Here is a 23908-nt window from a genome sequence, read left to right as displayed (position 1 = left end):
GTGGGATCATGAAATTAGCGACGATAGGGCTGTTGCTGCTGGCAGTGCCCGGAACAGCGATACTGCCAGCCTGGGCTGAGGAGTATCAGTGGCAGACCGCGCCCGGCGAACAATTCCAGGCGCAGCTGACCATCAAAGAGGCTATTTTGCGCGCCTTCGCCCGCAATCCAAAAATTGCTCAGGCGGCGGCGCAAATCCAGGTGGGGAAAGCCAATCTTTCCGAAGCGGAAAGCGCATGGTTTCCACAGGTGTCTTTACAGGGGAACGTCGGACGTTCGCACCGTACCGATTCGGCCGGATCGCTGAGCAGTAACGGCGCGGGGGGCGTCAGCTTAAAACAGCTGATTTACGACTTTGGTAAAACCGGCGGCAGCATTGACGAGCAGCATGAGCTGTCGGATGCCTGGCGTTACGATCTCTACAATGCACTTAATGAAGTCGGCATGGAGACGCTGCAAACCTACTTGCAGGTCAAGCGTCATCAGGCGCTGGCGGACGCGGCGCGTAAAAATATCGCCTCATTGAAGGCGGTGCAGGAGATGGCGGATCTGCGCGCCCAGGCCGGGCTGAGCTCGCAGTCTGACGTTTTACAGGCGCAGACGCGCATCGCCGGGCTGAACGCCACGCTCGCACAGTACGAAGCCCAGACCCGCTCCGCGCAGGCTGCCCTGAGCGTGCTGACCGGCGTGGTGTCGGATACGCTGCCGGATCTGCCTGACGATCTGATGAAACAAAAAATTACCCTCAAATCGCTGCCGTACGAGCGCAGCAATGCCGTGCGCAGCGCCCAGTCGAAACAGCTGGCGGCGGAACAGCGCATCCGTCAGGTGCAGGCCCAGCACTGGCCGACGGTGTCGGTACAGGCGGGGCGAACCCGTTATCAGAACGAAAATAGCAGCTACTGGGATGACCAGGTGCAGCTTGTCGTGGACGCGCCCCTCTATCAGGGCGGTGCGGTCAGCGCGCGGGTGGATGCGGCAGAAGGCGACCGCGCCAACGCCCGCGCCCAGGTGGAGGCCAGCAAACTGGAGATGAATCAGCGCGCCGCCACCGCCTGGGCGGATCTCACCGGGGCGCAGCAGCGCCAGCGGGCAGGAGACGCGCAGTTTATCAGCGCCGATCGCGCCCGCGAGGTGTACCGCGATGAGTATCGTCTCAGCAAGCGCAGCCTCAACGATCTTCTGAGTATTGAACAGGATGTCTTTCAGGCAGACACGGCCTCGATCACCGCGCGCTATGACGCCTGGGACGCCGCCGTCCGTTATGCCGGCGCCGCAGATAATCTGCTGGATATGCTGGGCATTGAACGCAGCCGCACTATTGGCGATACCCTGCCTTCACTTTAAGGAGCAGTAATGCAAGAGCCTGATACCGAAAGCTGGATCAATGTCATGGTGCGCGCGGCGGGGCGATTCGGCCTGCCTGCCGATGCCCCCGCGGTGCGCCAGCAAATGCGCTGGTTTGAAGCGCTGCCGCAGAGCGCCCGGCTGGAGCGCTTAAGCGGCCTGATGGGGCTACAGGTGCGCACGGTGCCGCTGGAGCGTATGCGCTGGAACGCGCAAAACCTGCCGGTGATCGTCCAGCTGGAGTCCGGGGAGTTGATGCTGCTGGAGTCTATTGACGCCGACGGGCTGGCGACCTACTGGTTGTCGGAAGGGGGCGATCTGGTGCGCGAAGAGCCGCTGGAAACGCTGCTCACCCGCGTCAGGCCGGAGGTGGTGATGCTGGGCATTGCCGCCCGTGGCCGCGATGCACGCATTGATGATTTCACCAAACCCTGGGAAGCGCACTGGTTCTGGCGGCACTTTCGCCACAGCGGACGCAAGCTGTCGGAGATCGCGCTCGCCTCACTGCTCGGCAACGTGCTGGCGCTGGCGGGGATTTTATTCTCTATGCAGGTGTACGACCGGGTGATCCCGGCCCAGTCGATCCCCACGCTGTGGGTGCTGTTTATCGGCGTGCTGTTCGCCGCCATGCTGGAGTTTTTTATTCGTCTCGCCCGTACCCATGTGTCGGACATTATGGGTAAGCATATCGATCTCAACGTCTCGTCGCTGTTTTTTGCCCGCGCGCTGGCGATCAAAAACGATGCCCGTCCGAAATCCACCGGTTCGTTTATTTCCCAGCTGCGTGAAATCGATCAGGTGCGCGAGCTGCTGACCTCCACCACCGTCGGTGCGGCGATGGACATTCCGTTCGTGCTGCTGTTCCTCGGCATTATGACGCTGGTGGGCGGCCCGCTGGTGGCGATCCCGCTGATCGCTATTCCGCTGATCGTGATCCCCGGCATCCTGGTGCAGTGGCCAATGGCGAAACTGGCCAAAGAGGGGATGCGCGAAAGCGCCATTCGTAACGCGGTGCTGGTGGAGTCCATCGAAGGGGTGGAGGACATCAAAGCGCTCCAGGCGGAACCCTATTTCCAGCGCCAGTGGGAACACACTCATGCGGTAGGCGCGGGGATCGGCATGAAGCAGCGCGTGTGGGGCGCACGGCTCAGCGGCTGGGCCTCCACCGTGCAGCAAATTACCTACGCCGGAATGCTGGTGTTCGGCTGTTATCTGGTGATGGAAGGCAGTATCACCACCGGGACGCTGGTGGCCTGTAGCTTGCTGTCGTCGCGTACCATCGCGCCGCTGATGCAGCTCACTATGGTGTTCTCCCGCTGGCAGCACGCCAAAACGGCGATGAACGGCCTGAACGATCTGCTGAAAAAACCGCTGGATAAAACCGCGGGGGAAAAAATGGCGCACTGCCCGGTGCTGGCAGGCCATTTCCAGATGCAGCAGGTGCAGTACAGCTACGATGTGGAAAAGGGCGAGCAGGCGGTGCAGATCCCCGAACTTACGATCAAACCGGGGGAACGCGTGGCGATCCTCGGAAAAACCGGCGCCGGAAAATCCACCCTGCTGAAACTGCTCTCCGGTCAGGCGCAGGCCAGTAAAGGCAAAGTGATCATTGATGGCGTGGATATGGCGCATATCGATCCTGGCGATGTACGTCGCCAGCTGGGGTACCTTTCCCAGGATTCGCGGCTGTTTTTTGGCACGCTGCGACAAAACCTGATGCTCGGCCATCCCCACGCCACCGAAGCGGAGCTGATCCAGGCGCTGCGCATCAGCGGGGCGATCGGTATGGTGCAGCAGGATGCCGCCAGCCTCGACCGTTTGATCAACGAGGGCGGGCGCGGGCTGTCCGGCGGACAGCGGCAGATGGTGCTGTTAAGCCGCCTGATCGTGCGCAATCCGCAGATTGTGCTGATGGATGAGCCCACCGCGTCGATGGATGAGCAACTGGAAGCCTGGGTGATCCGCCAGCTCTCCCAGTGGCTGACCGGGCGCACGCTGGTACTGGTAACGCACCGTCCGGCGCTGCTCAATCTGGTGGACCGCATTGTGGTAATGGAGAACGGCAAAATCGTTGCCGACGGGCCGCGCGATACGCTGATCAAGCAGGCGGTGCGCAACAGCAGCGTCTCGTCAGTCGCATAAGGAGAACGCCATGAGTCAATTAAGTATGCAGGACGATCTGGCGCGCCAGGGCCGCTTTTACTCCTCGGTGATCTGGCTGACGCTGATCGGCCTGCTGTTTTTTGTCGTCTGGGCCTGGTGGGCGGTGCTGGATGAAGTGACGGTCGGTACCGGCAAGATCACCCCCTCCAGCCACGCGCAGGTGATCGACAGCCTCGACGGCGGCATCGTCAGCGGTCTGCTGGTGAAAGAGGGGGATATTGTCGAACGCGGGCAGCTGCTGGCGCGCCTCGATCCTACCCGTTTTCAGTCGAACTACGGCGAGGCGGCGTCACGGGTGCGCACGTTGCGCGCCTCCAGCGAGCGTCTGCGTTCCGAACTGACCGGCGAGCCGCTGCGCTTTAGCGCCGAGTCAATGCGCGAGCCGGACCTGGTGGCCCGTGAGCGGCAGCTGTATGAGTCGCGGCGGCGAAACCTCAATGAGACGGTAGCGAATCTGCAAAAAACCTATCAGCTGGTGATGTCGGAGCTGCGTCTGACGCAGCCGCTGGTGGCCAAAGGGGCGGCGAGCCAGGTGGAGGTGATCCGCCTGCAACGGCAGGCCGCCGAGTTGCAGGGCAAAATCGACGATGCCCGTAACCAGTTTGCGGTGCGCGCCCGCGAGGAGCAGGTGAAAAACAATGCCGATCTGGACGCGCAGATCCAGGTGATGTCCGGTAAAGCGGACCAGGTGGATCGCGCCTCGCTGTTTTCGCCGGTGCGCGGCATCGTAAAAGACATTCAGGTGACCACCGTCGGCGGCGTGCTGCAACCGGGCGGCAAGCTGATGGAGATCGTGCCGTTAGAAGATCAGCTGTTAGTTGAGACGCGCATCAATCCGCGGGATATTGCCTATATCCGTCCGGGCTTACCGGCTACCGTAAAGGTGACGGCCTATGATTCGTCAATTTACGGGGATTTAAGCGGCAAGGTGGAAGTGGTATCGCCGGACACCTTGCAGGATGAGGTGAAGCGGGATCAGTTTTATTACCGGGTGTATGTGCGCACCTCAAAAGCCGAGCTGCATAACAAGAGCGGCAAAAGCTTCCCGATTTTACCGGGTATGGTGGCGAACGTGGAGATCAAGACCGGACAGAAAACGGTTATGGATTATCTCATCAAGCCGCTGAACAAGGTCAACGAGGCGTTGCGGGAGCGGTAATTTCGCCCCCCTCCCGGCAAATCAGGGCCGGGGTGAGGGGAGAAGCACGGATTTAACGGCCCGCGTGTTTCATAATGCGGGCTTTATCCACCGCCCACTCTTTATCTTTCACATCGTTACGCTTGTCGTGCTGCTTCTTACCTTTCGCCACGCCGATTTTCACTTTGCACCAGGCGTTCTTCCAGTACAGTGACAGCGCCACCACCGTATAGCCATCGCGGTTGATACGGCCATACAGCGTATCCAGCTCGCGCTGGTTCAGCAGCAGTTTGCGGGTACGGGTGGGATCGCAAACCACATGGGTGGAGGCGACGGCCATCGGCGTAAAGTTGGCGCCAAACAGGAAAGCTTCGCCATCGATCAGGATGACATAGCTGTCGCTGATGTTGGCTTTGCCGGCGCGCAGCGATTTAACTTCCCAGCCCTGCAGGGCCAGACCCGCTTCAAATTCATCTTCGATAAAATATTCATGGCGGGCGCGCTTGTTGAGCGCGATGGTGGCTGAGCCAGGTTTGTGTGCTTTTTTCTTGGTCATAATGCCGCTCAGTATAGGTAATCTGATGTTATAAAAACACCCCATTCCGTCCTGCGAGGTGTAACGCGTTATATTAGCACGAGTTGCGGCTAAGCGTTTTCCTTTCCTGGGAGGGAGATGTTATTATTTATAAGGTGTAGATCCCAGGAAAACGCTATGCCTCAGATTAGCCGATCTGCGTTAGTGCCTTACAGCGCAGAACAGATGTATCAGTTAGTAAACGACGTGAAGTCCTATCCGGAGTTCTTGCCCGGCTGCACCGGTAGCCGCGTGCTGGAGTCTGGTCCGACGCAGATGACCGCTGCCGTGGATGTTTCGAAAGCGGGCATCAGTAAAACGTTTACCACACGCAATACATTGACCAGCAATCAAAGCATTTTGATGCACCTGGTCGATGGTCCTTTCAAAAAGCTGATGGGCGGCTGGAAATTTACCCCGCTCAGCCCCGAGGCCTGCCGCGTCGAGTTTCAGCTTGATTTTGAATTCACCAATAAGCTCATTGAACTGGCGTTTGGCCGCATCTTTAAAGAGCTGGCGATGAACATGGTGCAGGCCTTTACCCATCGCGCCAAAGAGGTTTACAGTGCCGGGTAAGATGGTGGTGGAAGTGGCCTATGCGCTGCCGGAAAAGCAGTATCTGCAACGGGTTACGCTGAACGAGGGCGCAACCGTTGAAGAGGCAATCCGCGCCTCCGGGCTGCTGGAACTGCGGCCGGATATTTCGCTGACCGGAAACAAAGTCGGTATTTTCAGCCGCCCGGTGAAGCTGGCCGACGAGCTGCACGATGGCGATCGCGTTGAGATTTACCGCCCGCTGATCGCCGATCCGAAAGAGCTGCGTCGCAAGCGGGCAGAAAAAAGCGCGGACAAAGAGAAGTAAGGGTTTCGCAGGCCATAAAAAAAGGTGCTCATGAGCACCTTTTTGTTTTTCTGTACCCTTACTGCGAAGTCAGGGCAGGCTTGTTATCGATGTTGGTCAGAACGCCGTTGCTGTTAAAGGTCAGCGTCAGGGTCTGCTGCGTCACATCTTCATGGCCGGGTTGCTGACGGAAGACGTAGAACCAGGTGTTAGTACCGAACGGATCGGTCACCATCGGCGTGCCGAGCGCGTAAGCAACCTGCTGTTGCGTCATACCGATACGGATTTTAGATACGTCGTTAGGTGCCAGGTAGTTGCCCTGATTAATATCAGGACGGTACACCACTCGCTCCAGAGTGGAACAACCTGCGGTCAACATCAGAAGAACCGCTGCGGCAGCAGTCAGCGTTTTACAGCGCATAGTGATTTCATTCCTTTTCGGGCCAGAGCAGTACGCGGCTCATTGGTAATATGCCGATGATAATAGACCTTTAGTCACATTAAAACCTTTATACACTTCATCCTTCCGGCTGCCTCATCGTTGGCTGCGTTCACTCACCCCAGTCACATAGTGAACTATGCTCCCGGGGATTCGTTCGCTTGCCGCCTTGATGCAACCTGAATGCTTTTGTGTAATTACACTTCATCCTTCAGGCTGCCTCGTCGTTGGCTGCGTTCACTCACCCCAGTCACATAGTGAACTATGCTCCCGGGGATTCGTTCGCTTGCCGCCTTGATGCAACCTGAATGCTTTTGTGTATACACTTCATCCTTCAGACTGCCTCATCGTTGGCTGCCTGAAGGTGTATGTGTAGCAGTATCCGGTCTTACGGCGATTTAATGTTTCACTATGACTCTGAATTGCTGAAAAAGTTTAGGCCGCCAGCAGCTCTTTGGCGTTTGCCAGCGTATTACGGGTAACTTCGCTGCCACCCAGCAGACGCGCCAGCTCCTGCAGACGGGCGCGTTTGTCCAGCGGCTGCATGTGCGTTTCGGTCATGGCGCCGTCCGTCTCTTTACTGACATAGAAGTGGTGATGCCCGCAACCCGCCACCTGCGGCAGGTGGGTGACGCACATTACCTGCGTGGATTCGCCCAGCTGGCGCAGCAGTTTGCCAACCACCGCCGCGGTCGGGCCGCTGATCCCCACATCCACTTCATCGAAAATCAGCGCCGGGGTTTCCATTTTACGGGCGGTGATCACCTGGATGGCCAGCGCGATACGCGAAAGCTCACCACCGGAGGCCACTTTTGAAATCGGCTGCAACGGCTGACCCGGGTTAGTGGTCACGCGGAATTCGATGCGATCCGCGCCTTCCTGGGTTAAATGGCGATCATCGAAACTGACGTCAATGTTAAACACGCCGTGCGGCATCGAAAGTGAGTGCATACTTTCAGTGATTAACCCACCCAGCTCCTGCGCATACTTCACGCGCTCGGCATGCAGTTGCTGCGCGGTAGCCAGCGCCTGCTGATGATGTTTTTGCACCGCCAGCGATAAGGTTTCCTGCGAGTCGGCCTGATCGTCCAGCAGTTGCTGTTCGTCGAGCAGATTCTGATGGAACTGCGCCAGTTCTTCCGGGCTGATGTGATGCTTACGCGCCAGCGAAATATACTTCGCGATACGCTGTTCCAGCTCGAACAGACGGTTTGGATCGAGATCGAGGCGATCGCAGTAATGGCGCAGCTCTTCGCTGGCTTCGCTGATCTGGATGGCAGCCTCTTCCAGCATATCGAGCACGCCGGAAAGTTTCGTGTCCATACCCGCCAGCTCTGTCACCAGCTGACGCGCGGTATACAGCTGGCTTTGCAGGTTGGCGTCGTCATCGTCCGCCAGCAGATTGAGCGCACTCTGACTGGTGCTGAGCAGCTGGCCGCTGTTAGCCAGACGTTTGTACTCTTCGTCGATCTGCTCGAATTCGCCCGTCTGCGGGTTAAATTCATTGAGTTCTTTCAACTGATAGTGCAGCAGTTCAGCGCGCGCACTGCGCTCCTGGCTGAGCTGCTGATGCTGCGCCAGTTCGCGGCAGCTCAGATTCCACTGACGATAATGCTCCGCCATCTGCTGCATCAGCACCGACTCACCGGCATAGCCGTCTAGCAGGGATTTCTGATGTTCAGGTTTGATTAACTGCTGATGGGCGTGCTGGCCATGGATCTGGATGAGCAGTTGTCCCAGCTCGCGCAGCTGCGAGAGGGGGACAGCCGTACCGTTAATAAAGCCACGGGAACGGCCATCGCTGCTGATCACGCGACGAAGTAAACACTCACGTCCGTCTTCAAGCTGATTAGCTTCGAGCCAGCGCAGCGCGGCAGGAGTGTCTTTAAGGGAGAAGCGGGCGCAGAGATCGGCGCGCGAGGCGTCGGTGCGCACCATGTCGGCGTCGGCGCGACCGCCGAGGCACAGACCGAGCGCATCAATAGCAATAGACTTACCGGCACCGGTTTCCCCGGTGATGGCGGTCATCCCGCTGTGAAAATCAATTTCAAGCTCACGTACGATTGCAAAGTTGCTGATGGTCAGTTGTGCCAACATAGCTGCTTTCCTGTATGAAAAACCATAACTGTGTTTTCGTACAGTATAAACTGGTTTTATATCCAGTAAAGCCCTGGCACTGAAATTAAAACAATTTTTTTGACCAGCCGAGCTTGGAACTTAATGTATTGAAATAGTTATAATCTTTCGGATGGATCAGATTCAGGTGATAGTCACAGCGGCGGATCAGCACGTCCTCACCCTCCTGAATCGGCAGAGCGATCTGGCTGTCGCAGCTAATTTCCAGATCGCTGCGGCGGTGCGAGAAGCGCAGGCGAATGGTGCTGCTGCTGTTGATCACCAGCGGCCTTGCCGAGAGTGTGTGCGGGAACATCGGCACCAGCGTAATGGCGTCCAGCTGCGGCGTCAGAATAGGGCCGCCCGCCGAGAGCGAGTAGGCGGTCGAGCCGGTGGGCGTGGAAATGATCAGGCCGTCCGAGCGCTGTGAAAAGGCAAACACTTCGTCGATGTAGACTTCAAATTCAATCATGTGCGCCACTTTGCCAGGGTGCAGCACCACTTCGTTAATGGCGGTGCTGATGCGCTTCTGGCAGTCCTGCTGACAGACCTGCGCTTCCAGCAAAAAACGTTTTTCCGCGATGTAATGGCCTTCTAATACGTCAGCCAGCTGCTGCTGAGCATTGTCCGGATCGAGATCGGTTAAGAAACCCAGGTTGCCACGGTTGATGCCGATGACGCTGATGTCATAGCGGGCCAGCGTGCGCGCCGCTCCCAGCATATTGCCGTCGCCGCCTACCACCACCGCCAGATCCGCCTGCTGACCAATTTCGGCAAGTGTGCCCGTCTTCACATTTTTGAGACGAAGTTCCTGGGCAATCTGTTGCTCGACAATGACATCGTAGCCATTACCGCACAGCCAGCGATAGAGCATTTCATGTGTGGTCAGGGCGGTAGGGTGGCGGGGATGTCCCACAATACCAATACACTTGAAATGATTATTCATATTCTGGAGATCCTTGTGCCGGATGATGATGACAATCTCGCTGCTTCCCTTGAATCCCGGAAACATATCCCCATAATAAGCGAAGTTAGCGAGATGAATGCAAAAAAACGCGGAGAAATTCATGAGCAGTAAAGAACAGAAAACGCCTGAGGGGCAAGCCCCGGAAGAAATTATCACGGAACAGCACGAAGAGGTCGAGGCGACAGAGTCAGACGCTTCTGTTGAGCAGGTGGATCCGCGCGATGAACAGATTGCGAACCTCGAAGCGCAATTAGCCGAAGCGCAAAATCGCGAGCGCGAGAGCGTGCTGCGTATCAAAGCGGAAATGGAAAACCTGCGCCGCCGTACTGAGCTGGACGTTGAAAAGGCGCATAAATTTGCGCTGGAGAAGTTTATCAACGAACTGCTGCCGGTGGTCGACAGCCTGGATCGCGCCCTTGAGGTAGCCGATAAATCCAACCCGGATCTGGCGCCGATGGTCGAAGGTATTGAGCTGACCATGAAATCGATGCTGGATGTGGTGGGTAAATTCGGTGTGGGCGTCGTGGCGGATACTAACGTGCCGCTGGATCCCAACGTGCATCAGGCCATTGCCATGGTGGAATCCGATGAAGTGGCTGCCGGTAACGTGCTGGGCGTGATGCAAAAAGGCTATACGCTGAACGGTCGCACGCTGCGCGCGGCGATGGTTACCGTCGCTAAAGCGAAAGCTTAAGCGGGGTTTTTAGTGCCGGGTGGCGGCTAACGCCTCACCCGGCCAGTTTATTCCCCGACGCTGTCCCGCAGCGGTTTCACTGGGATCACCTGCACCTGCTTAATCATATTTTCCTGCACATCCAGAATATCAATATCATACTGCCCGATCCGCACCCGCGTGCCGGTGGCCGGGATCTCTTCCAGCGCTTCCAGCAGCATGCCGTTGACGGTACGCGCTTCTTCTTCCGGTAAGTGCCAGTTAAACGCTTTGTTGATTTCACGCACGTTGGCGGTGCCGTCGATGATCACCGAGCCGTCGTTCTGCGGCGTCACTTCTTCTGCCAGCGTCGGTGACATGGAAGTGGTGAAGTCGCCGACGATCTCTTCCAGAATGTCTTCCACGGTCAGCAGACCCTGAATATCGCCATACTCATTGACCACCAGGCCGACTTTCTTTTTATTGCGCTGGAATTTCACCAGCTGAATGCTCAGCGGCGTCCCTTCGGGGATATAGTAAATTTCATCCGCCGCACGCAGCATTACTTCTTTGGTAAACTCGTTTTTCTCGGTCATCAGACGATAAGCTTCGCGCACGCGCAGCATGCTGATGGCGTTATCCGGCGAATCCCGCCACAGCACGATGCGGCCATGCGGGGAGTGTGTCAGCTGACGGACAATCGACTTCCAGTCATCGTTAATATCGATCCCCACAATCTCGTTGCGCGGCACCATGATGTCGTTAACGCTGACCTTTTCCAGATCCAGCACCGACAGCAGCATATCCTGATTACGGCGGGAGATTTGCGAGCGCGATTCATTCACGATGGTACGCAGTTCGTCTTTACTGAGCGCGCCGCTGACCACCACATCCGCCTTGATGCCGACCATACGCATCAGCAGGCGCGTCACCATATTTAACAGCCACACCAGCGGCATCATGATGATTTGCAGCGGACCGAGCAGGAAACTACTCGGGAAGGCGACCTTTTCCGGATAGAGCGCGGCAATCGTCTTCGGCAGCACTTCCGCAAACACCAGCACCACAAAGGTCAACACCCCGGTGGCGATGGCTACCCCGGCGTTACCGTACAGGCGCATACCGACGATGGTGCCGATGGCTGAGGCAAGAATGTTGACGAGGTTATTGCCGATCAGCACCAGGCTGATTAGGCGGTCCGGCTTACGCAACAGCTTTTCGACGCGCTTAGCCGCGCGGTTGCCTTGCTTCGCCAGGTGGCGCAGGCGGTAGCGGTTCAGCGTCATCATGCCGGTTTCAGAGCCGGAGAAGTACGCCGAAACGATTACCATGATGATCAGCGTGATGATGAGGGTGGTGGTTGATATATGTTCCAGGGGAAAATCCTTTGTTTCGTTAGCCTGCCAGCTGCTGTAACACGCGGCTGCCGAAATAGGCCAGCGTCAGCAGACCTGCGCCCGCGACGTTAAACCAGACGACGGGACGTCCGCGCCAGCCTTCATGATAGTGGCCCCACAGCAGCACGATATAGAGGAACCAGGCGATAATCGACAGCACGGCTTTATCGATATTTTCCATGCTGAACAGGTTGTGCATATAGAACAGCCCGGTGCACAGGGTCAGGGTCAGCAGCACGACGCCAATCTGGGTGATATGAAACATTTTACGCTCAATGCTCATCAGCGGCGGCATTTCACTGCTGAAGGCGAGGCGTTTGTTCTTCAACTGGTAGTCGATCCACGCCAGTTGCAGGGCATACATGGCGGCAATGATCAGCGTCGCGTAAGAGAACAGCGACAGGCCAATATGTACCATCATGCCCGGCGTGGTTTCCAGATGCGTGATGTATTCATTAGGCACAAAAATGGCAAAGGCCAGATTGATCAGCGCAAAGGCGTAGACGATGGGCAGCAGCAACCAGCCACGATTCTTTGAGGCGACAATGGTCATTACCGTGCAAATCATCAGGCTGACCAGCGAGCCGACGTTCAGCAGGCTTAAATTCTGGCCGCCTTCGCCCGCCGGAAAAATGCGTGCTTCAAGCGCAACGGCGTGACTGACTAATGCAACGACGGCTGAGACGATAGCCATGCGCCGCCATCCACTGTTTTTTTGCAGCAAACCGGGAATAATCAGCGCCAGGCTGATGGAATAGGCGACAAGAGCGAGCAGAGCAAAAACGGGCATAGTGGTGTCGACAGTAAGCAAGACAGAAGAGGGAGTATAACGTTACGTGTCGCTGGCTCCAACCGTTGCATCAGACTTTGCATGCGGCACCAGGGGTACCGTAATGGCCTTTAAATATATTCACTGATTAAATATAAGCCTTTTTTGGTGAGTGTAATCACATTCCATCGTGAAACAATTTGCCAGCTATATAATCACTGGTTAATTTGCTCTCTCGAGTTAGCATGGGTTTTCCTCCAGGCGTTGAGTGGTCCGGGAAGATGATTGATCCGTTTTAACGCCTTTTATTATTTTTGATAAATATAGTAAAGGTGAGTTATGACTGCGCAAACGTCAGGATTTTTGCAGGGTATTTGTCGGATAAGAAACGCCCGTAGCGGGAGGTTATCCAGTTGGGATCAAAGTGGACGTAATCAGGATTACTGGATCATTCCACCTAGCGAAACTATTCGGCTGGCGGACATCCAGGGCAGTGGGTGCATTACGCATATCTGGATGACCCAGTTTTGTCGCCGTCTTAAAGGCGCCGCGTTAATTGATCCAGTCGCCGGGCAATATGTTGGGGCGATTAACGAAATCAATAATGCTCTCGGGGTTAGCTGGGAAGAACATGATGCCGATTATTATCGCAAGGTGCTGTTAAAAATATACTGGGATAATCAGACGCAGCCCTCCGTGATCGCGCCATTAGGCGATTTTTTTTGCCTCGGTCATTCAATCTCCGCCGGTTTCAATTCGCTGCCCTTTACCGTTACCGTCCGCCCGGAAGAGCGTTATCGCAATGGCGGCAGCGCCGCCTTTAACTGTTACCTGCCGATGCCTTTTAATGAACGGGCGATTATTGAAGTGGAAAATCAAAACGATATTCCCTACGGGCAGTTCTTTAATATCGATTTTGAATGTTATCCGGATAAACACCCTGCGGATGTGGCTTACTTCCATGCATGGTGGAAGCGGGGAAACCCCTGCCGTGGCTGGGCACCGGAATTGCAGGACAACAGCCCGGAAGTGAATATTCCCTGTACCAGTGCAGAGTATCATTACCGGCTTTTAGATATTGAAGGTGAGGGACATTATATCGGCTGTAATCTCTCGGTACGTCACTGGCAGGGCACAGAGTGGGGTGAAGGGGATGAGATGATATTTATTGATGATGATCCCCCGCTGGAGCGCAGGATCCAGGGGACGGGAACGGAAGATTATTTCAGTCAGGCGTGGGGGATACAGGATCGGGAAAGCTTATTTTGCGGCTCGTCGTTACACGACTCTCATGTTGCAGGTATCCAGACCCGCTATCGCTTCCATCTCACCGATCCGATTCATTTTAAAAAACGTATTCTCGTCACCCTGCAGCATGGTCACGCCAACCCTCTTTCCTCCACCCTGTACTGGTATCAAAAATTACCCACGCCGCCACTGACAATGCAGCCTGTTGACGCGCGAATTGCGGCAAGCCCTGGAGCACTTTTTGCGACGGCAGAAAATCACTAAAAAATAGATCTGACACAACAAATTGACGAGATAATAATATGAAACTCTCTTTCAGCGAAAAGGTTGGCTACGGCGCTGGCGATACGGCTATTGGCCTGGTGATGGGATCCATGGCCATGATCGTCACCTATTTTTATACCGATGTTTATGGACTCAAGGCGAGCCACGTCGGCATTTTACTTATTGTCGTGCGGTTTGTTGACGCAATAAGCGATCCGTTAGTAGGTATTATTACCGACAGAACAAAAACACGCTGGGGGCGTTATCGCCCCTATCTGCTCTTTTTCTCCATTCCGTTTGGTCTGACGATCTGGATGATGTTTTCTACACCGGATTATACTTACGCCGGAAAGCTGGCATGGGCATTCTTTACTTATATTCTGTTAACGCTTGCCTATACCCTGATCTCCATTCCTTATATTTCGCTCATCGGTGTGATTACTGACGATCCACAGGAGCGACTTACCGCTAACGGATTCCGGTTTGTGATGAACAAAACGGCGGTGCTGGTCGTAGCCAGTGCCGTTCCCATTCTGGCCGTTTATTTAGGGGGGAATGACCTGGCAAGAGGCTATAAAATGACAATGGGGGTGATGGCCGTTGCCGCCACGCTGCTTTGTCTGTTCTGTTTTGCTACGGTGAAAGAGCGGATTGTTCATCCGGTAAAGCCCTTTATTTTTAAACAGCAAATTAGCCATTTATTTAAAAACGACCAGTGGTTAATCCTTGGCCTTGCGATTGCCATTATTATGTTCGGCGGCATTATCCGCAGTTCCGTTTCTGCCTATTATGCGAAATATTATCTTAATGGTGGCGAAGATCTTATTGCGTCCTTTCTGACCATGGGCGTCGTGGCGTCAGGCATTGCTATCTTTTTCGCCACTTATATCACTAACCGTTACGATAAAATTAAGATGTTTCGCATTACCCAGTTTCTGACTTTTGCTTTCGGTGTCGCGATGTATTTTGTCGTCGGACAAGATGACATCTGGCTGGCATTTGTCTTTTATTTTTTACTGAGTCTGCTCGGCGATATGCAATTGCCGGTCTACTGGGCGGCGATTGCGGAAGCGGTTGATTACGGTGAACTTAAAAGCGGTGTGCGGGTTTCCGGCCTCGCGTTTGGCGGCATCTTATTCTTCCAGAAGTTTGGTATGGGGCTGGCAGGGGGCTTTGTCGGACTGATGCTGAGCAGCTTTGATTATCAACCCGGACAGACTCAGTCAGCACAATCATTGATGGGCATTGCGCTGTTGATGACCATCATCCCGGCCATTTTTAACCTGTTGGTTACCCTGTTGATGCGTAAATACATCATTAATAATGACTATTACTATAAGCAGATTAAGGTCCGTCTGGCTGGAAAAGTGGAGTGAAGTCACCGCTAAACGGCGCTTATCGGGCCGTTTAGCGGATAGCTGAGGTGAGCTGGCATAACATGTCGCGCTGCAATATGGCGAAAGAAGGCTTCATGTTATACTGCGGCAAAATCGTATGTATGTGTCGCTTCATGCGGCCAACGTTTCTGACTCAGGCGAGAGACAATGTTTGATAATTTAACCGATCGTTTGTCGCGCACGTTGCGCAACATCAGTGGCCGTGGACGCCTCACCGAAGAAAACATCAAAGAAACGCTCCGCGAAGTGCGCATGGCGCTGCTCGAGGCGGACGTTGCCCTTCCGGTTGTGCGCGATTTCATCAACCGGGTTAAAGAAAAATCGGTTGGCCAGGATGTGAATAAAAGCCTGACCCCGGGCCAGGAGTTCATCAAAATCGTACGCGGCGAACTGGTTGCGGCGATGGGTGAAGAAAACCAGGTGCTTAACCTGGCCGCGCAGCCGCCAGCCGTGGTGCTGATGGCGGGCCTGCAGGGTGCGGGTAAAACCACCAGCGTCGGTAAACTGGGTAAATTCCTGCGCGAGAAGCATAAAAAGAAAGTACTGGTAGTGTCGGCGGACGTGTATCGCCCGGCGGCGATCAAACAGCTGGAAACCCTGGCGCAGCAGGTAGGCGTGGATTTCTTCCCGTCCGACGTTGCCCAGAAACCGCTGGAAATCGTTAATGCGGCGCTGAAAGAAGCGAAGCTGAAGTTCTACGACGTACTGCTGGTGGATACCGCCGGTCGTCTGCACGTTGACGAAGCGATGATGGACGAAATCAAACAGGTTCACGCCGCGATCAAGCCGGTGGAAACGCTGTTTGTCGTCGATGCGATGACCGGTCAGGATGCGGCGAATACCGCCAAAGCCTTCAACGAAGCGCTGCCGCTGACCGGGGTGGTGCTGACCAAAGTGGACGGCGATGCCCGCGGCGGTGCGGCGCTCTCCATTCGTCATATTACCGGTAAGCCGATCAAGTTCCTCGGCGTCGGCGAGAAAACCGAAGCGCTGGAGCCGTTCCATCCGGACCGTATCGCGTCCCGTATTCTCGGCATGGGCGACGTGCTGTCGCTGATCGAAGATATCGAAAATAAAGTTGACCGCGCGCAGGCTGAAAAGCTGGCGACCAAACTGAAAAAAGGCGACGGCTTCGATCTGACCGACTTCCTGGAGCAGCTGCGCCAGATGAAAAACATGGGCGGTATGGCAAGCCTGATGGGCAAGCTGCCGGGCATGGGGCAGATCCCGGACAACGTTAAATCGCAGATGGACGATAAAGTGCTGGTGCGTATGGAGGCGATCATTAACTCAATGACGCTGAAAGAGCGTGCTAAGCCGGAAATCATTAAAGGTTCCCGCAAGCGCCGCATCGCCGCCGGTTGCGGCATGCAGGTGCAGGACGTTAACCGCCTGCTGAAGCAGTTCGACGACATGCAGCGCATGATGAAGAAGATGAAGAAGGGCGGGATGGCGAAAATGATGAGAGGCATGAAAGGGATGATGCCCCCAGGATTCCCGGGTCGATAAATATCCCGGCCTGGCTTGTTTACCATTTTGACACCGGGGTGTGCTCGTCACCGTCACGTACTACGTGTACGCTCCGGCGACTCCGCGCACGCCGACGTCAAACTGCCTGCACCGCCGACGGCCTTAAATCTCCCCTTTGCTATATCTTGATTGCATTTCCCCCAGAAATCAGTAAAATTTTCGGGCTTTTAATATAACACCGGGCTCCGTCCCTCCGAGGGGGCCCGGTGTTTTATTCACACAAGAGGATGTTATGGTAACTATTCGTTTAGCACGTCACGGCGCTAAAAAGCGTCCGTTCTACCAGGTTGTTGTTACTGACAGCCGTAACGCACGTAACGGTCGCTTCATTGAGCGCGTTGGTTTCTTCAACCCGATCGCCAGCGAAAAAGAAGAAGGCACCCGCCTGGATCTGGATCGCATCGCTCACTGGGTTGGCCAGGGCGCAACTATCTCTGATCGCGTATCTGCGCTGATCAAAGAAGCAAAAAAAGCAGCTTAATCTGTCACGGTGGTCATGATGAGCAAGCAACTCGCCGCAAAAGTCCCTGTTGAACCGGTTGTACTGGGCAAAATGGGTTCTTCCTACGGTATTCGTGGTTGGCTCAGAGTGTTTTCCTCCACCGAAGACGCCGAAAGCATTTTTGACTATCAGCCCTGGTTTATCCAGAAGGCGGGTCAGTGGGAGCAGGTACAGCTGGAAAGCTGGAAGCACCACAATCAGGATCTGATCATCAAGCTGAAAGGCGTTGACGATCGTGACAGCGCGAATCTACTGACTAATTGCGAAATTATGGTAGATACCTCGCAGTTGCCGGCCCTCACCGATGGCGACTACTACTGGAAAGACCTTATTGGCTGCCAGGTAGTGACCACCGAAGGGTACGGGCTGGGTAAAGTCATTGATATGATGGAAACCGGCTCCAATGACGTTCTCGTCATCAAGGCAAACCTGAAAGATGCATTTGGTATCAAGGAGCGGTTGGTTCCGTTCCTCGATGGGCAGGTTATCAAGAATGTCGATCTCACTACTCGCACCATTGAAGTAGATTGGGATCCTGGTTTTTAAAACCTCCGGATAAATAGTAAAAGTCGGTGCTAAGGGGATTGGCGCGTGTTTATTGGTATCGTTAGCCTGTTTCCTGAGATGTTCCGTGCGATTACTGATTACGGGGTAACTGGCCGGGCTGTAAAAAATGGCCTGCTGAGCATCCAGAGCTGGAGTCCGCGTGATTTCGCTCATGACCGGCACCGTACCGTGGACGAACGTCCTTACGGCGGCGGACCGGGGATGCTGATGATGGTACAACCCTTGCGGGACGCCATCCACGCAGCGAAAGCCGCGGCGGGTGAAGGCGCAAAGGTGATTTATCTGTCACCTCAGGGACGCAAGCTTGATCAAGCGGGCGTCAGCGAGCTGGCAACGCATCAGAAGCTGATTCTGGTGTGTGGCCGCTACGAAGGGATAGATGAGCGCGTAATCAAAACCGAGATTGACGAAGAATGGTCTGTCGGCGATTACGTTCTCAGCGGTGGAGAGTTACCCGCAATGACGCTGATTGACTCGGTTTCCCGGTTTATTCCGGGGGTACTGGGACATGAAGCCTCGGCAACTGAAGATTCCTTTGCCGATGGATTGCTGGACTGTCCGCACTATACCCGTCCTGAAGTGTTGGAAGGGATGGAAGTACCGGCAGTATTGCTGTCGGGGAACCATGCCGAGATACGTCGCTGGCGTCTGAAACAGTCGTTGGGCCGTACCTGGCTTAGAAGACCTGAACTTCTGGAAAACCTGGCTCTGACTGAAGAGCAAGCAAAGTTGCTGGCGGAGTTCAAAAAAGAGCACGCACAACAGCAGCATAAACATGATGGGCAGGCGTAAGCCCCCAAATATCAGTTTACCCAGGATAAGAGATTAAATTATGAGCAACATTATTAAGCAACTTGAACAAGAGCAGATGAAGCAGGACGTACCTTCCTTCCGTCCGGGTGACACCGTGGAAGTGAAAGTATGGGTTGTTGAAGGTTCCAAAAAACGTCTGCAGGCATTCGAGGGCGTGGTTATCGCTATTCGTAACCGCGGTCTGCACTCTGCATTCACTGTTCGTAAAATTTCCAACGGCGAAGGCGTTGAGCGTGTCTTCCAGACTCACTCTCCGGTAGTTGACAGCATTGCTGTTAAACGTCGTGGTGCTGTACGTAAAGCTAAACTGTACTACCTGCGTGAGCGCACTGGTAAGTCTGCTCGTATCAAAGAGCGTCTTAACTAAGATATCGCTTTCGCGACATCCCATCAGAAAAGGGCTGACCTCCGGGTCGGCCCTTTTTTTATTCCCCGCATGCCCAAAACCTGCCCGCCAGATTAACCAAAAACCAATAAATCGTTTACAATGACCCCCTGCATGCGGAGGAGTCGTGACACAGAGCGCATTTCATCATATCAGCATCAAGCGTAAAGCAGCATGGCTCGCCCTGTTTGCTATTTTGCTGATCCTGGTCGCGCCGCTTATCTCTGTCAGCCTGCAAAAAGATCCCATGGCGAGCATGCCGGGCATGCATCATGACATGAGCATGATGGCTGAACACCACGACAGCGCGCCGGACGTTATTCCGGTCGATCATGCCGAAGCCTGCGGCTACTGCGTACTGCTGGCGCATGTGCCGGGCCTGATCCTGCTGGCGGTGCTTTTTCTCTCCGCTACGCTTACCCGTATTTATATCGCACCGCTTCCCCCGCCCGAACGGGCATGGCGTTTTATTCCCTGGCTTTATCCTCAAACCCGCGCGCCGCCGCGCCAGTCTGCTTTTTCCTGTTAAAACCCATTAAGCCTGTGCCTGCGCACAAGGCGAACCTTTGCTTTCAGTAAGGAAAAGTATGACTACCTGCACCCCGCGCGCGGCCTGGTTAAACCTGCTGCGACGCCTGCATTTTTATATTGGTCTGTTTGTCGGGCCGTTCATCTTTGTGGCGGCCCTGACCGGGACGCTGTACGTTGCCACCCCACAGCTGGAAAACCTGTTTTATGCCGATACGCTTTACGGTACCACTACCGGCGAACGTCAGCCGCTGGCGGAACAGATCGCGGTGGCGGAACAGGTTACCGGCGGTCATCTGCGTCTGCATGCCGTGCGTCCGGGACTCGCGGATGCGGACACTACCCGCGTAATGTTTGCCGATCCGGCGCTCGGCGTGTCGGAGCACCGGGCGATTTTTATCGATCCGGTAACGCTGGCGGTGAAAGGGGATCACACCGTCTATGGCACCAGCGGCATCCTGCCGTTCCGGCAAATCATTGACTACGCGCATCGCTCGCTGCTGCTTGGCGATACCGGGCGGCTGTACAGCGAACTGGCGGCGTCCTGGATGTGGGCCGCAGCGCTGGGCGGCATAGTGCTGTGGTTTTATACGCGCCCTAAGCGCCGCCTGAACAACAGCTTCCAGAACACCCGGCGTGTACACGTCACCCTCGGCTGGATCCTGCTGGCGGGCATGCTGCTGTTTTCCGTCACCGGGCTGACATGGTCCCAGTGGGCGGGCGGGAACGTTGACAAAATGCGCGCTGCCTTCGGCTGGATGACGCCGCAGGTGAACACCCAGTTGCACGGCCCGGCGCAGGCAGCCGATCCCCATGCGGAACATCATGGTCATCATCATGGCATGGAGATGCCTGCCAGCGTTGAGGACTCGGTACAGTTTGATGAAGTATTGCAGGTCGCGCGTGCGGCTGGCATCAATGCGGCGAAGCTTGAGATCCGCCCGCCGCGGGATGCCAACAGCGCCTGGACGGTCACCGAAATCGACCGTAGCTGGCCGACCCAGGTGGATGCCGTGGCGGTGGACGCAAATACTATGCAGGTGATCGACAGCACCCGGTTTGAGGATTTCCCGTTGATGGCGAAACTGACCCGTTGGGGCGTGGATTTCCATATGGGCGTGCTGTTCGGGCTGCCCAATCAACTGGTGCTGATCGCCTTTGGCCTTGGACTGTGCGTGATGATTGTGATGGGTTACCGGCTCTGGTGGCTGCGCAGGCCTGCCGGGTCGAACGTCAGCCCGGTACAGACATTGATGCAAAGCTGGCTGGCGCTGCCCGTGGCAGGACGTATTGTGGTCAGCGTGGTGGCGCTGCTGCTGGCGCTGGCATTACCGGTGCTGGGCGTCAGCCTGCTGCTGTTTCTGGCGGTGGACGTGCTGCGCTGGCGCAAAGCCTGCGCCCGGCGACCCGTCGCGGAGTAAACACCGCACGCGGATAGCTTAATTAAGCCGGCTGTCGCGTGCGCCTTCTTCCATGCCTTTTTGCCAGTGCGCACGATAAGTGCTGGCATTTTCAAGCGTGTCACAGCCCGCCGGGTAAATTTTCCCGGCGCGGCCCCAGGCATACAGAAAATCATCCTGACAGATCTTTTTCAGGCCATCCGCGTAACCCTCTGCGTACCGGGGACGGTTAATTTCTTTGCTGTTGTGCTCGAGCGCCAGCGTCTCATTATTCTTTATGACCGCGCCGGACAGGGCATCGTCTTTACCGGCGCTGTACCAGTCCGTACCGGTCCAGGTCGGGGCATGGCTGTAAGGTTCTACGGAACAGCCGATCAAGAAAATGGATAAAAGCAAAACCATACCTGTCTTCATTACGTCCTCCTGTGTGTTAGGTAAGCGTAGCCCGAATAACGGTACATGCTGCTGTGTATTGTTATCTTTACACATTAAAAGCATTTAAATGGCCTTAAAATGCATATTGTAAAGTAAAGTGTACGTATTTTGGATTGAAATGTTTACCGTTTGTGGTATCGTTAAATCACTCTCACAACGAGACACTATCGCAAACGAGCCAGACAGGATCGCCATCATGCAAAAAGACGCGCTGAACAACGTACATATTACCGACGAACACGTATTAATCACGCCCGATCAGCTGAAAGCGGAATTCCCGCTGACGGCGGAACAACAGGCGCAAATCGAGCAATCCCGTCAGACGCTGTCTGACATTATTGCCGGGCGCGATCCGCGTCTGCTGGTGGTTTGCGGTCCGTGCTCCATTCACGATCCGGAAGCGGCCATTGAATACGCGCGTCGGTTTAAAGCCCTTGCCGCAGAGGTCAGCGATAGCCTCTATCTGGTGATGCGCGTCTATTTTGAAAAACCCCGTACCACCGTTGGCTGGAAGGGGCTGATTAACGATCCGCATATGGATGGCTCTTTTGATGTGGAAGCGGGCCTGAAGATTGCGCGTCGTCTGCTGGTAGAACTGGTGGGTATGGGCCTGCCGCTGGCGACCGAAGCGCTGGATCCGAACAGCCCGCAATACCTGGGCGATCTGTTCAGCTGGTCGGCGATTGGCGCACGCACCACCGAATCACAAACGCATCGCGAAATGGCCTCCGGTTTATCCATGCCGGTGGGCTTTAAAAATGGCACCGATGGCAGCCTGGCGACGGCAATTAACGCCATGCGCGCCGCAGCCATGCCGCACCGTTTTGTGGGGATCAATCAGGCGGGACAGGTTTGCCTGTTACAGACGCAGGGCAATCCGGACGGGCATGTGATCCTGCGCGGCGGCAAAGCGCCAAACTACAGTCCGGCAGACGTGGCGCAGTGTGAAAAAGAGATGACGCAGGCGGGACTGAAGCCGTCGCTGATGGTAGATTGCAGCCATGGTAATTCCAACAAAGATTACCGTCGCCAGCCCGCGGTTGCAGAGTCTGTCGTCGCACAGATTAAAGATGGCAACCGTTCGATTATTGGTCTGATGATTGAAAGTAATATTCACGAAGGCAATCAGTCATCCGAGCAGCCGCGCAGCGAAATGAAGTATGGCGTTTCCGTTACCGATGCCTGCATCAGCTGGGAAACGACCGATGCGCTGCTGCGCGAGATCGATAAGGACCTGCGCGCGCATCTGGCGACGCGTCACGCTTAAGAGGTTGTCATGGTTGCAGAATTGACCGCGTTGCGCGATCAAATTGATGAAGTGGATAAGGCGCTGCTGGATCTGCTGGCGCGCCGTCTGGCGCTGGTCGTCGAAGTGGGCGAAGTGAAAAGCAAATACGGTTTGCCGATTTACGTGCCGGAGCGCGAAGCCTCAATGCTGGCATCGCGCCGGAAAGAAGCGCAGACGCTGGGCGTGCCGCCGGATCTGATTGAAGATGTATTGCGCCGGATAATGCGCGAATCCTATTCCAGCGAAAACGACAAAGGCTTTAAGACGCTGCATCCGACGCTGCGCCCGGTGGTGATCGTCGGCGGTGGCGGGCAGATGGGGCGGCTATTTGAGAAAATGCTCCAGCTTTCCGGCTATGAAGTGCGCATTCTGGAAAAAGAGGACTGGTCGCGCGCCGCATCCATTGTGGCGGACGCGGGTATGGTGATTGTCAGCGTGCCTATTCATGTGACGGAATCCATAATTGCTAAACTGCCGCCGTTGCCGGATGACTGCATTCTGGTTGATCTGGCGTCGGTTAAAAGCGGGCCATTGCAGGCGATGCTGACAGCGCATAACGGCCCGGTGCTGGGTCTGCACCCGATGTTTGGCCCGGACAGCGGCAGCCTCGCTAAGCAGGTGGTGGTGTACTGTGATGGTCGCCAGCCGGAAGCGTATCAGTGGTTCCTGGAGCAGATCCAGGTCTGGGGCGCGCGGCTGCACCGCATCAGCGCCGTGGAGCACGATCAGCACATGGCGTTTATTCAGGCGCTGCGCCACTTCGCCACCTTCGCCTATGGCCTGCATCTGGCGGAAGAAAACGTTCAGCTTGAACAGTTGCTGGCGCTCTCGTCGCCAATTTACCGGCTGGAACTGGCGATGGTCGGAAGGCTATTTGCCCAGGATCCACAGCTGTATGCCGACATTATTATGTCGTCAGAAAATAATCTGGCGCTGATCAAACGCTATTACCAGCGCTTTGGCGAGGCGATTGGCCTGCTGGAGCAGGGCAACAAGCAGGCCTTCATCGACAGCTTCCGTAAGGTAGAGCACTGGTTCGGCGATTACGCTGAGCGTTTCCAGAGCGAAAGCCGCGTATTGCTCCGCCAGGCGAACGACAGCCGTCAATAACTGAAAAGCTGCATATACTTGAAGCCAGTGGGTGATCCGC

The 23908-nt window shown here is 55.5% G+C and carries 24 protein-coding genes; 17 read left to right on the top strand and 7 right to left on the bottom strand.

Annotation, left to right across the window (positions count from 1 at the left end; genetic code table 11):
- Positions 1-8: 8 nt before the first annotated feature.
- The 3 genes from QRD42_RS19555 to QRD42_RS19545 are packed head-to-tail and all read left to right on the top strand — an operon-like array spanning position 9 to position 4668.
- Positions 9-1346 (top strand): TolC family outer membrane protein, encoded by a 1338-nt coding sequence (locus QRD42_RS19555; protein ID WP_321987896.1) that lies wholly within the window; start codon positions 9-11, stop codon positions 1344-1346.
- Positions 1347-1355: 9 nt separating this feature from the next.
- Positions 1356-3488 carry a type I secretion system permease/ATPase gene (locus tag QRD42_RS19550; protein WP_318374653.1) on the top strand — a complete coding sequence of 711 codons (2133 nt, stop codon included), beginning with the start codon at positions 1356-1358 and terminating at the stop codon, positions 3486-3488.
- 10 nt (positions 3489-3498) lie between these two features.
- On the top strand, positions 3499-4668 hold the full coding sequence (locus tag QRD42_RS19545) for an HlyD family efflux transporter periplasmic adaptor subunit (RefSeq protein ID WP_072571544.1): 1170 nt from the start codon (positions 3499-3501) through the stop codon (positions 4666-4668).
- A gap of 52 nt (positions 4669-4720) precedes the next feature.
- Here QRD42_RS19545 and smpB read toward each other — a convergent pair whose 3' ends face one another.
- Positions 4721-5203: an SsrA-binding protein SmpB gene (gene smpB, locus QRD42_RS19540; RefSeq protein ID WP_072571551.1), complete on the bottom strand. Its 483-nt coding sequence runs from the start codon at positions 5201-5203 to the stop codon at positions 4721-4723.
- A 156-nt stretch (positions 5204-5359) separates the two neighbouring features.
- Here smpB and QRD42_RS19535 point away from each other — a divergent pair, with 156 nt between their 5' ends.
- Together QRD42_RS19535 and QRD42_RS19530 are read left to right on the top strand one after the other, a co-directional pair.
- The gene (locus QRD42_RS19535) at positions 5360-5797 is read left to right on the top strand and encodes a type II toxin-antitoxin system RatA family toxin (RefSeq protein WP_199775938.1); all 438 of its coding nucleotides are present in this window, start codon (positions 5360-5362) and stop codon (positions 5795-5797) included.
- A complete protein-coding gene (locus QRD42_RS19530) occupies positions 5787-6083 on the top strand; it encodes an RnfH family protein (protein ID WP_072571542.1) in 297 nt (98 codons plus the stop codon). Before QRD42_RS19535 ends, QRD42_RS19530 begins: the two co-directional genes overlap by 11 nt.
- Before the next feature lie 58 nt (positions 6084-6141).
- On the opposite strand, the gene bamE is transcribed toward QRD42_RS19530, so the two are convergent.
- The 3 genes from bamE to nadK all read right to left on the bottom strand — a co-directional run bounded on the left by bamE (position 6142) and on the right by nadK (position 9562).
- Positions 6142-6483, bottom strand: a complete 342-nt coding sequence (gene bamE, locus QRD42_RS19525) for an outer membrane protein assembly factor BamE (RefSeq protein WP_072571541.1) — start codon at positions 6481-6483, stop codon at positions 6142-6144.
- 453 nt (positions 6484-6936) lie between these two features.
- On the bottom strand, positions 6937-8598 hold the full coding sequence (recN, locus tag QRD42_RS19520; protein WP_321987895.1) for a DNA repair protein RecN: 1662 nt from the start codon (positions 8596-8598) through the stop codon (positions 6937-6939).
- An 85-nt stretch (positions 8599-8683) separates the two neighbouring features.
- Entirely contained in the window at positions 8684-9562 is an 879-nt protein-coding gene (nadK, locus tag QRD42_RS19515; RefSeq protein WP_072571539.1) for an NAD(+) kinase, read from the bottom strand.
- Positions 9563-9683: 121 nt separating this feature from the next.
- Here nadK and grpE point away from each other — a divergent pair, with 121 nt between their 5' ends.
- Complete coding sequence (grpE, locus tag QRD42_RS19510; protein WP_158684906.1) at positions 9684-10277, top strand: nucleotide exchange factor GrpE; 594 nt, start codon at positions 9684-9686, stop codon at positions 10275-10277.
- A 47-nt stretch (positions 10278-10324) separates the two neighbouring features.
- Here the strand turns inward: grpE and QRD42_RS19505 are convergent, their stop codons facing one another.
- Together QRD42_RS19505 and QRD42_RS19500 are read right to left on the bottom strand one after the other, a co-directional pair.
- Positions 10325-11611 (bottom strand): HlyC/CorC family transporter, encoded by a 1287-nt coding sequence (locus tag QRD42_RS19505; RefSeq protein WP_072571536.1) that lies wholly within the window; start codon positions 11609-11611, stop codon positions 10325-10327.
- 19 nt (positions 11612-11630) lie between these two features.
- A complete protein-coding gene (locus tag QRD42_RS19500; RefSeq protein ID WP_072571535.1) occupies positions 11631-12422 on the bottom strand; it encodes an inner membrane protein YpjD in 792 nt (263 codons plus the stop codon).
- 318 nt (positions 12423-12740) lie between these two features.
- Here QRD42_RS19500 and QRD42_RS19495 point away from each other — a divergent pair, with 318 nt between their 5' ends.
- From QRD42_RS19495 to QRD42_RS19455, 9 genes are all read left to right on the top strand, one after another.
- Positions 12741-13913 carry a glycoside hydrolase family 172 protein gene (locus tag QRD42_RS19495; RefSeq protein ID WP_321987894.1) on the top strand — a complete coding sequence of 391 codons (1173 nt, stop codon included), beginning with the start codon at positions 12741-12743 and terminating at the stop codon, positions 13911-13913.
- A gap of 38 nt (positions 13914-13951) precedes the next feature.
- Positions 13952-15289, top strand: coding sequence for an MFS transporter (locus QRD42_RS19490; protein WP_321987893.1), 1338 nt, complete (start codon positions 13952-13954; stop codon positions 15287-15289).
- Positions 15290-15457: 168 nt separating this feature from the next.
- Positions 15458-16819 (top strand): signal recognition particle protein, encoded by a 1362-nt coding sequence (ffh, locus tag QRD42_RS19485; protein WP_318364490.1) that lies wholly within the window; start codon positions 15458-15460, stop codon positions 16817-16819.
- Positions 16820-17072: 253 nt separating this feature from the next.
- Positions 17073-17321, top strand: coding sequence for a 30S ribosomal protein S16 (gene rpsP, locus QRD42_RS19480; RefSeq protein ID WP_072571531.1), 249 nt, complete (start codon positions 17073-17075; stop codon positions 17319-17321).
- Positions 17322-17339: 18 nt separating this feature from the next.
- The gene (rimM, locus tag QRD42_RS19475) at positions 17340-17888 is read left to right on the top strand and encodes a ribosome maturation factor RimM (RefSeq protein WP_072571530.1); all 549 of its coding nucleotides are present in this window, start codon (positions 17340-17342) and stop codon (positions 17886-17888) included.
- 45 nt (positions 17889-17933) lie between these two features.
- Positions 17934-18701, top strand: coding sequence for a tRNA (guanosine(37)-N1)-methyltransferase TrmD (gene trmD, locus QRD42_RS19470; RefSeq protein ID WP_072571529.1), 768 nt, complete (start codon positions 17934-17936; stop codon positions 18699-18701).
- A gap of 40 nt (positions 18702-18741) precedes the next feature.
- The gene (gene rplS / locus QRD42_RS19465; RefSeq protein WP_002914145.1) at positions 18742-19089 is read left to right on the top strand and encodes a 50S ribosomal protein L19; all 348 of its coding nucleotides are present in this window, start codon (positions 18742-18744) and stop codon (positions 19087-19089) included.
- Between the two features lie 145 nt (positions 19090-19234).
- Positions 19235-19636 (top strand): DUF2946 domain-containing protein, encoded by a 402-nt coding sequence (locus QRD42_RS19460; protein WP_321987892.1) that lies wholly within the window; start codon positions 19235-19237, stop codon positions 19634-19636.
- Between the two features lie 58 nt (positions 19637-19694).
- The gene (locus QRD42_RS19455) at positions 19695-21056 is read left to right on the top strand and encodes a PepSY-associated TM helix domain-containing protein (RefSeq protein ID WP_321987891.1); all 1362 of its coding nucleotides are present in this window, start codon (positions 19695-19697) and stop codon (positions 21054-21056) included.
- 18 nt (positions 21057-21074) lie between these two features.
- On the opposite strand, the gene QRD42_RS19450 is transcribed toward QRD42_RS19455, so the two are convergent.
- Entirely contained in the window at positions 21075-21449 is a 375-nt protein-coding gene (locus QRD42_RS19450; protein WP_318364924.1) for a DUF2799 domain-containing protein, read from the bottom strand.
- A 217-nt stretch (positions 21450-21666) separates the two neighbouring features.
- On the opposite strand from QRD42_RS19450, the gene aroF reads away from it, so the two are divergent.
- Positions 21667-22737 (top strand): 3-deoxy-7-phosphoheptulonate synthase AroF, encoded by a 1071-nt coding sequence (gene aroF / locus QRD42_RS19445; RefSeq protein ID WP_072571525.1) that lies wholly within the window; start codon positions 21667-21669, stop codon positions 22735-22737.
- Positions 22738-22746: 9 nt separating this feature from the next.
- The gene (gene tyrA, locus QRD42_RS19440; protein WP_321987890.1) at positions 22747-23868 is read left to right on the top strand and encodes a bifunctional chorismate mutase/prephenate dehydrogenase; all 1122 of its coding nucleotides are present in this window, start codon (positions 22747-22749) and stop codon (positions 23866-23868) included.
- Positions 23869-23908 lie beyond the last annotated feature (40 nt).

It is taken from the genome of Enterobacter sp. PGRG2, assembly GCF_030291195.1.
In the GTDB taxonomy this organism is placed as follows: Bacteria; Pseudomonadota; Gammaproteobacteria; order Enterobacterales; family Enterobacteriaceae; genus Enterobacter_D.
The sequence above is the reverse complement of the archived record's forward strand: the minus strand, read 5'-3'. Positions and strand labels throughout refer to the sequence as shown.

Bases quoted from the DNA above. Each gene is read 5' to 3' on its own strand.
- QRD42_RS19555 (WP_321987896.1), top strand. From the start codon at position 9: ATGAAATTAGCGACGATAGGGCTGTTGCTGCTGGCAGTGCCCGGAACA.
- QRD42_RS19550 (WP_318374653.1), top strand. From the start codon at position 1,356: ATGCAAGAGCCTGATACCGAAAGCTGGATCAATGTCATGGTGCGCGCG.
- QRD42_RS19545 (WP_072571544.1), top strand. From the start codon at position 3,499: ATGAGTCAATTAAGTATGCAGGACGATCTGGCGCGCCAGGGCCGCTTT.
- smpB (WP_072571551.1), bottom strand. From the start codon at position 5,203: ATGACCAAGAAAAAAGCACACAAACCTGGCTCAGCCACCATCGCGCTC.
- QRD42_RS19535 (WP_199775938.1), top strand. From the start codon at position 5,360: ATGCCTCAGATTAGCCGATCTGCGTTAGTGCCTTACAGCGCAGAACAG.
- bamE (WP_072571541.1), bottom strand. From the start codon at position 6,483: ATGCGCTGTAAAACGCTGACTGCTGCCGCAGCGGTTCTTCTGATGTTG.
- recN (WP_321987895.1), bottom strand. From the start codon at position 8,598: ATGTTGGCACAACTGACCATCAGCAACTTTGCAATCGTACGTGAGCTT.
- nadK (WP_072571539.1), bottom strand. From the start codon at position 9,562: ATGAATAATCATTTCAAGTGTATTGGTATTGTGGGACATCCCCGCCAC.
- grpE (WP_158684906.1), top strand. From the start codon at position 9,684: ATGAGCAGTAAAGAACAGAAAACGCCTGAGGGGCAAGCCCCGGAAGAA.
- QRD42_RS19500 (WP_072571535.1), bottom strand. From the start codon at position 12,422: ATGCCCGTTTTTGCTCTGCTCGCTCTTGTCGCCTATTCCATCAGCCTG.
- QRD42_RS19495 (WP_321987894.1), top strand. From the start codon at position 12,741: ATGACTGCGCAAACGTCAGGATTTTTGCAGGGTATTTGTCGGATAAGA.
- QRD42_RS19490 (WP_321987893.1), top strand. From the start codon at position 13,952: ATGAAACTCTCTTTCAGCGAAAAGGTTGGCTACGGCGCTGGCGATACG.
- ffh (WP_318364490.1), top strand. From the start codon at position 15,458: ATGTTTGATAATTTAACCGATCGTTTGTCGCGCACGTTGCGCAACATC.
- rpsP (WP_072571531.1), top strand. From the start codon at position 17,073: ATGGTAACTATTCGTTTAGCACGTCACGGCGCTAAAAAGCGTCCGTTC.
- rimM (WP_072571530.1), top strand. From the start codon at position 17,340: ATGAGCAAGCAACTCGCCGCAAAAGTCCCTGTTGAACCGGTTGTACTG.
- rplS (WP_002914145.1), top strand. From the start codon at position 18,742: ATGAGCAACATTATTAAGCAACTTGAACAAGAGCAGATGAAGCAGGAC.
- QRD42_RS19455 (WP_321987891.1), top strand. From the start codon at position 19,695: ATGACTACCTGCACCCCGCGCGCGGCCTGGTTAAACCTGCTGCGACGC.
- QRD42_RS19450 (WP_318364924.1), bottom strand. From the start codon at position 21,449: ATGAAGACAGGTATGGTTTTGCTTTTATCCATTTTCTTGATCGGCTGT.
- aroF (WP_072571525.1), top strand. From the start codon at position 21,667: ATGCAAAAAGACGCGCTGAACAACGTACATATTACCGACGAACACGTA.
- tyrA (WP_321987890.1), top strand. From the start codon at position 22,747: ATGGTTGCAGAATTGACCGCGTTGCGCGATCAAATTGATGAAGTGGAT.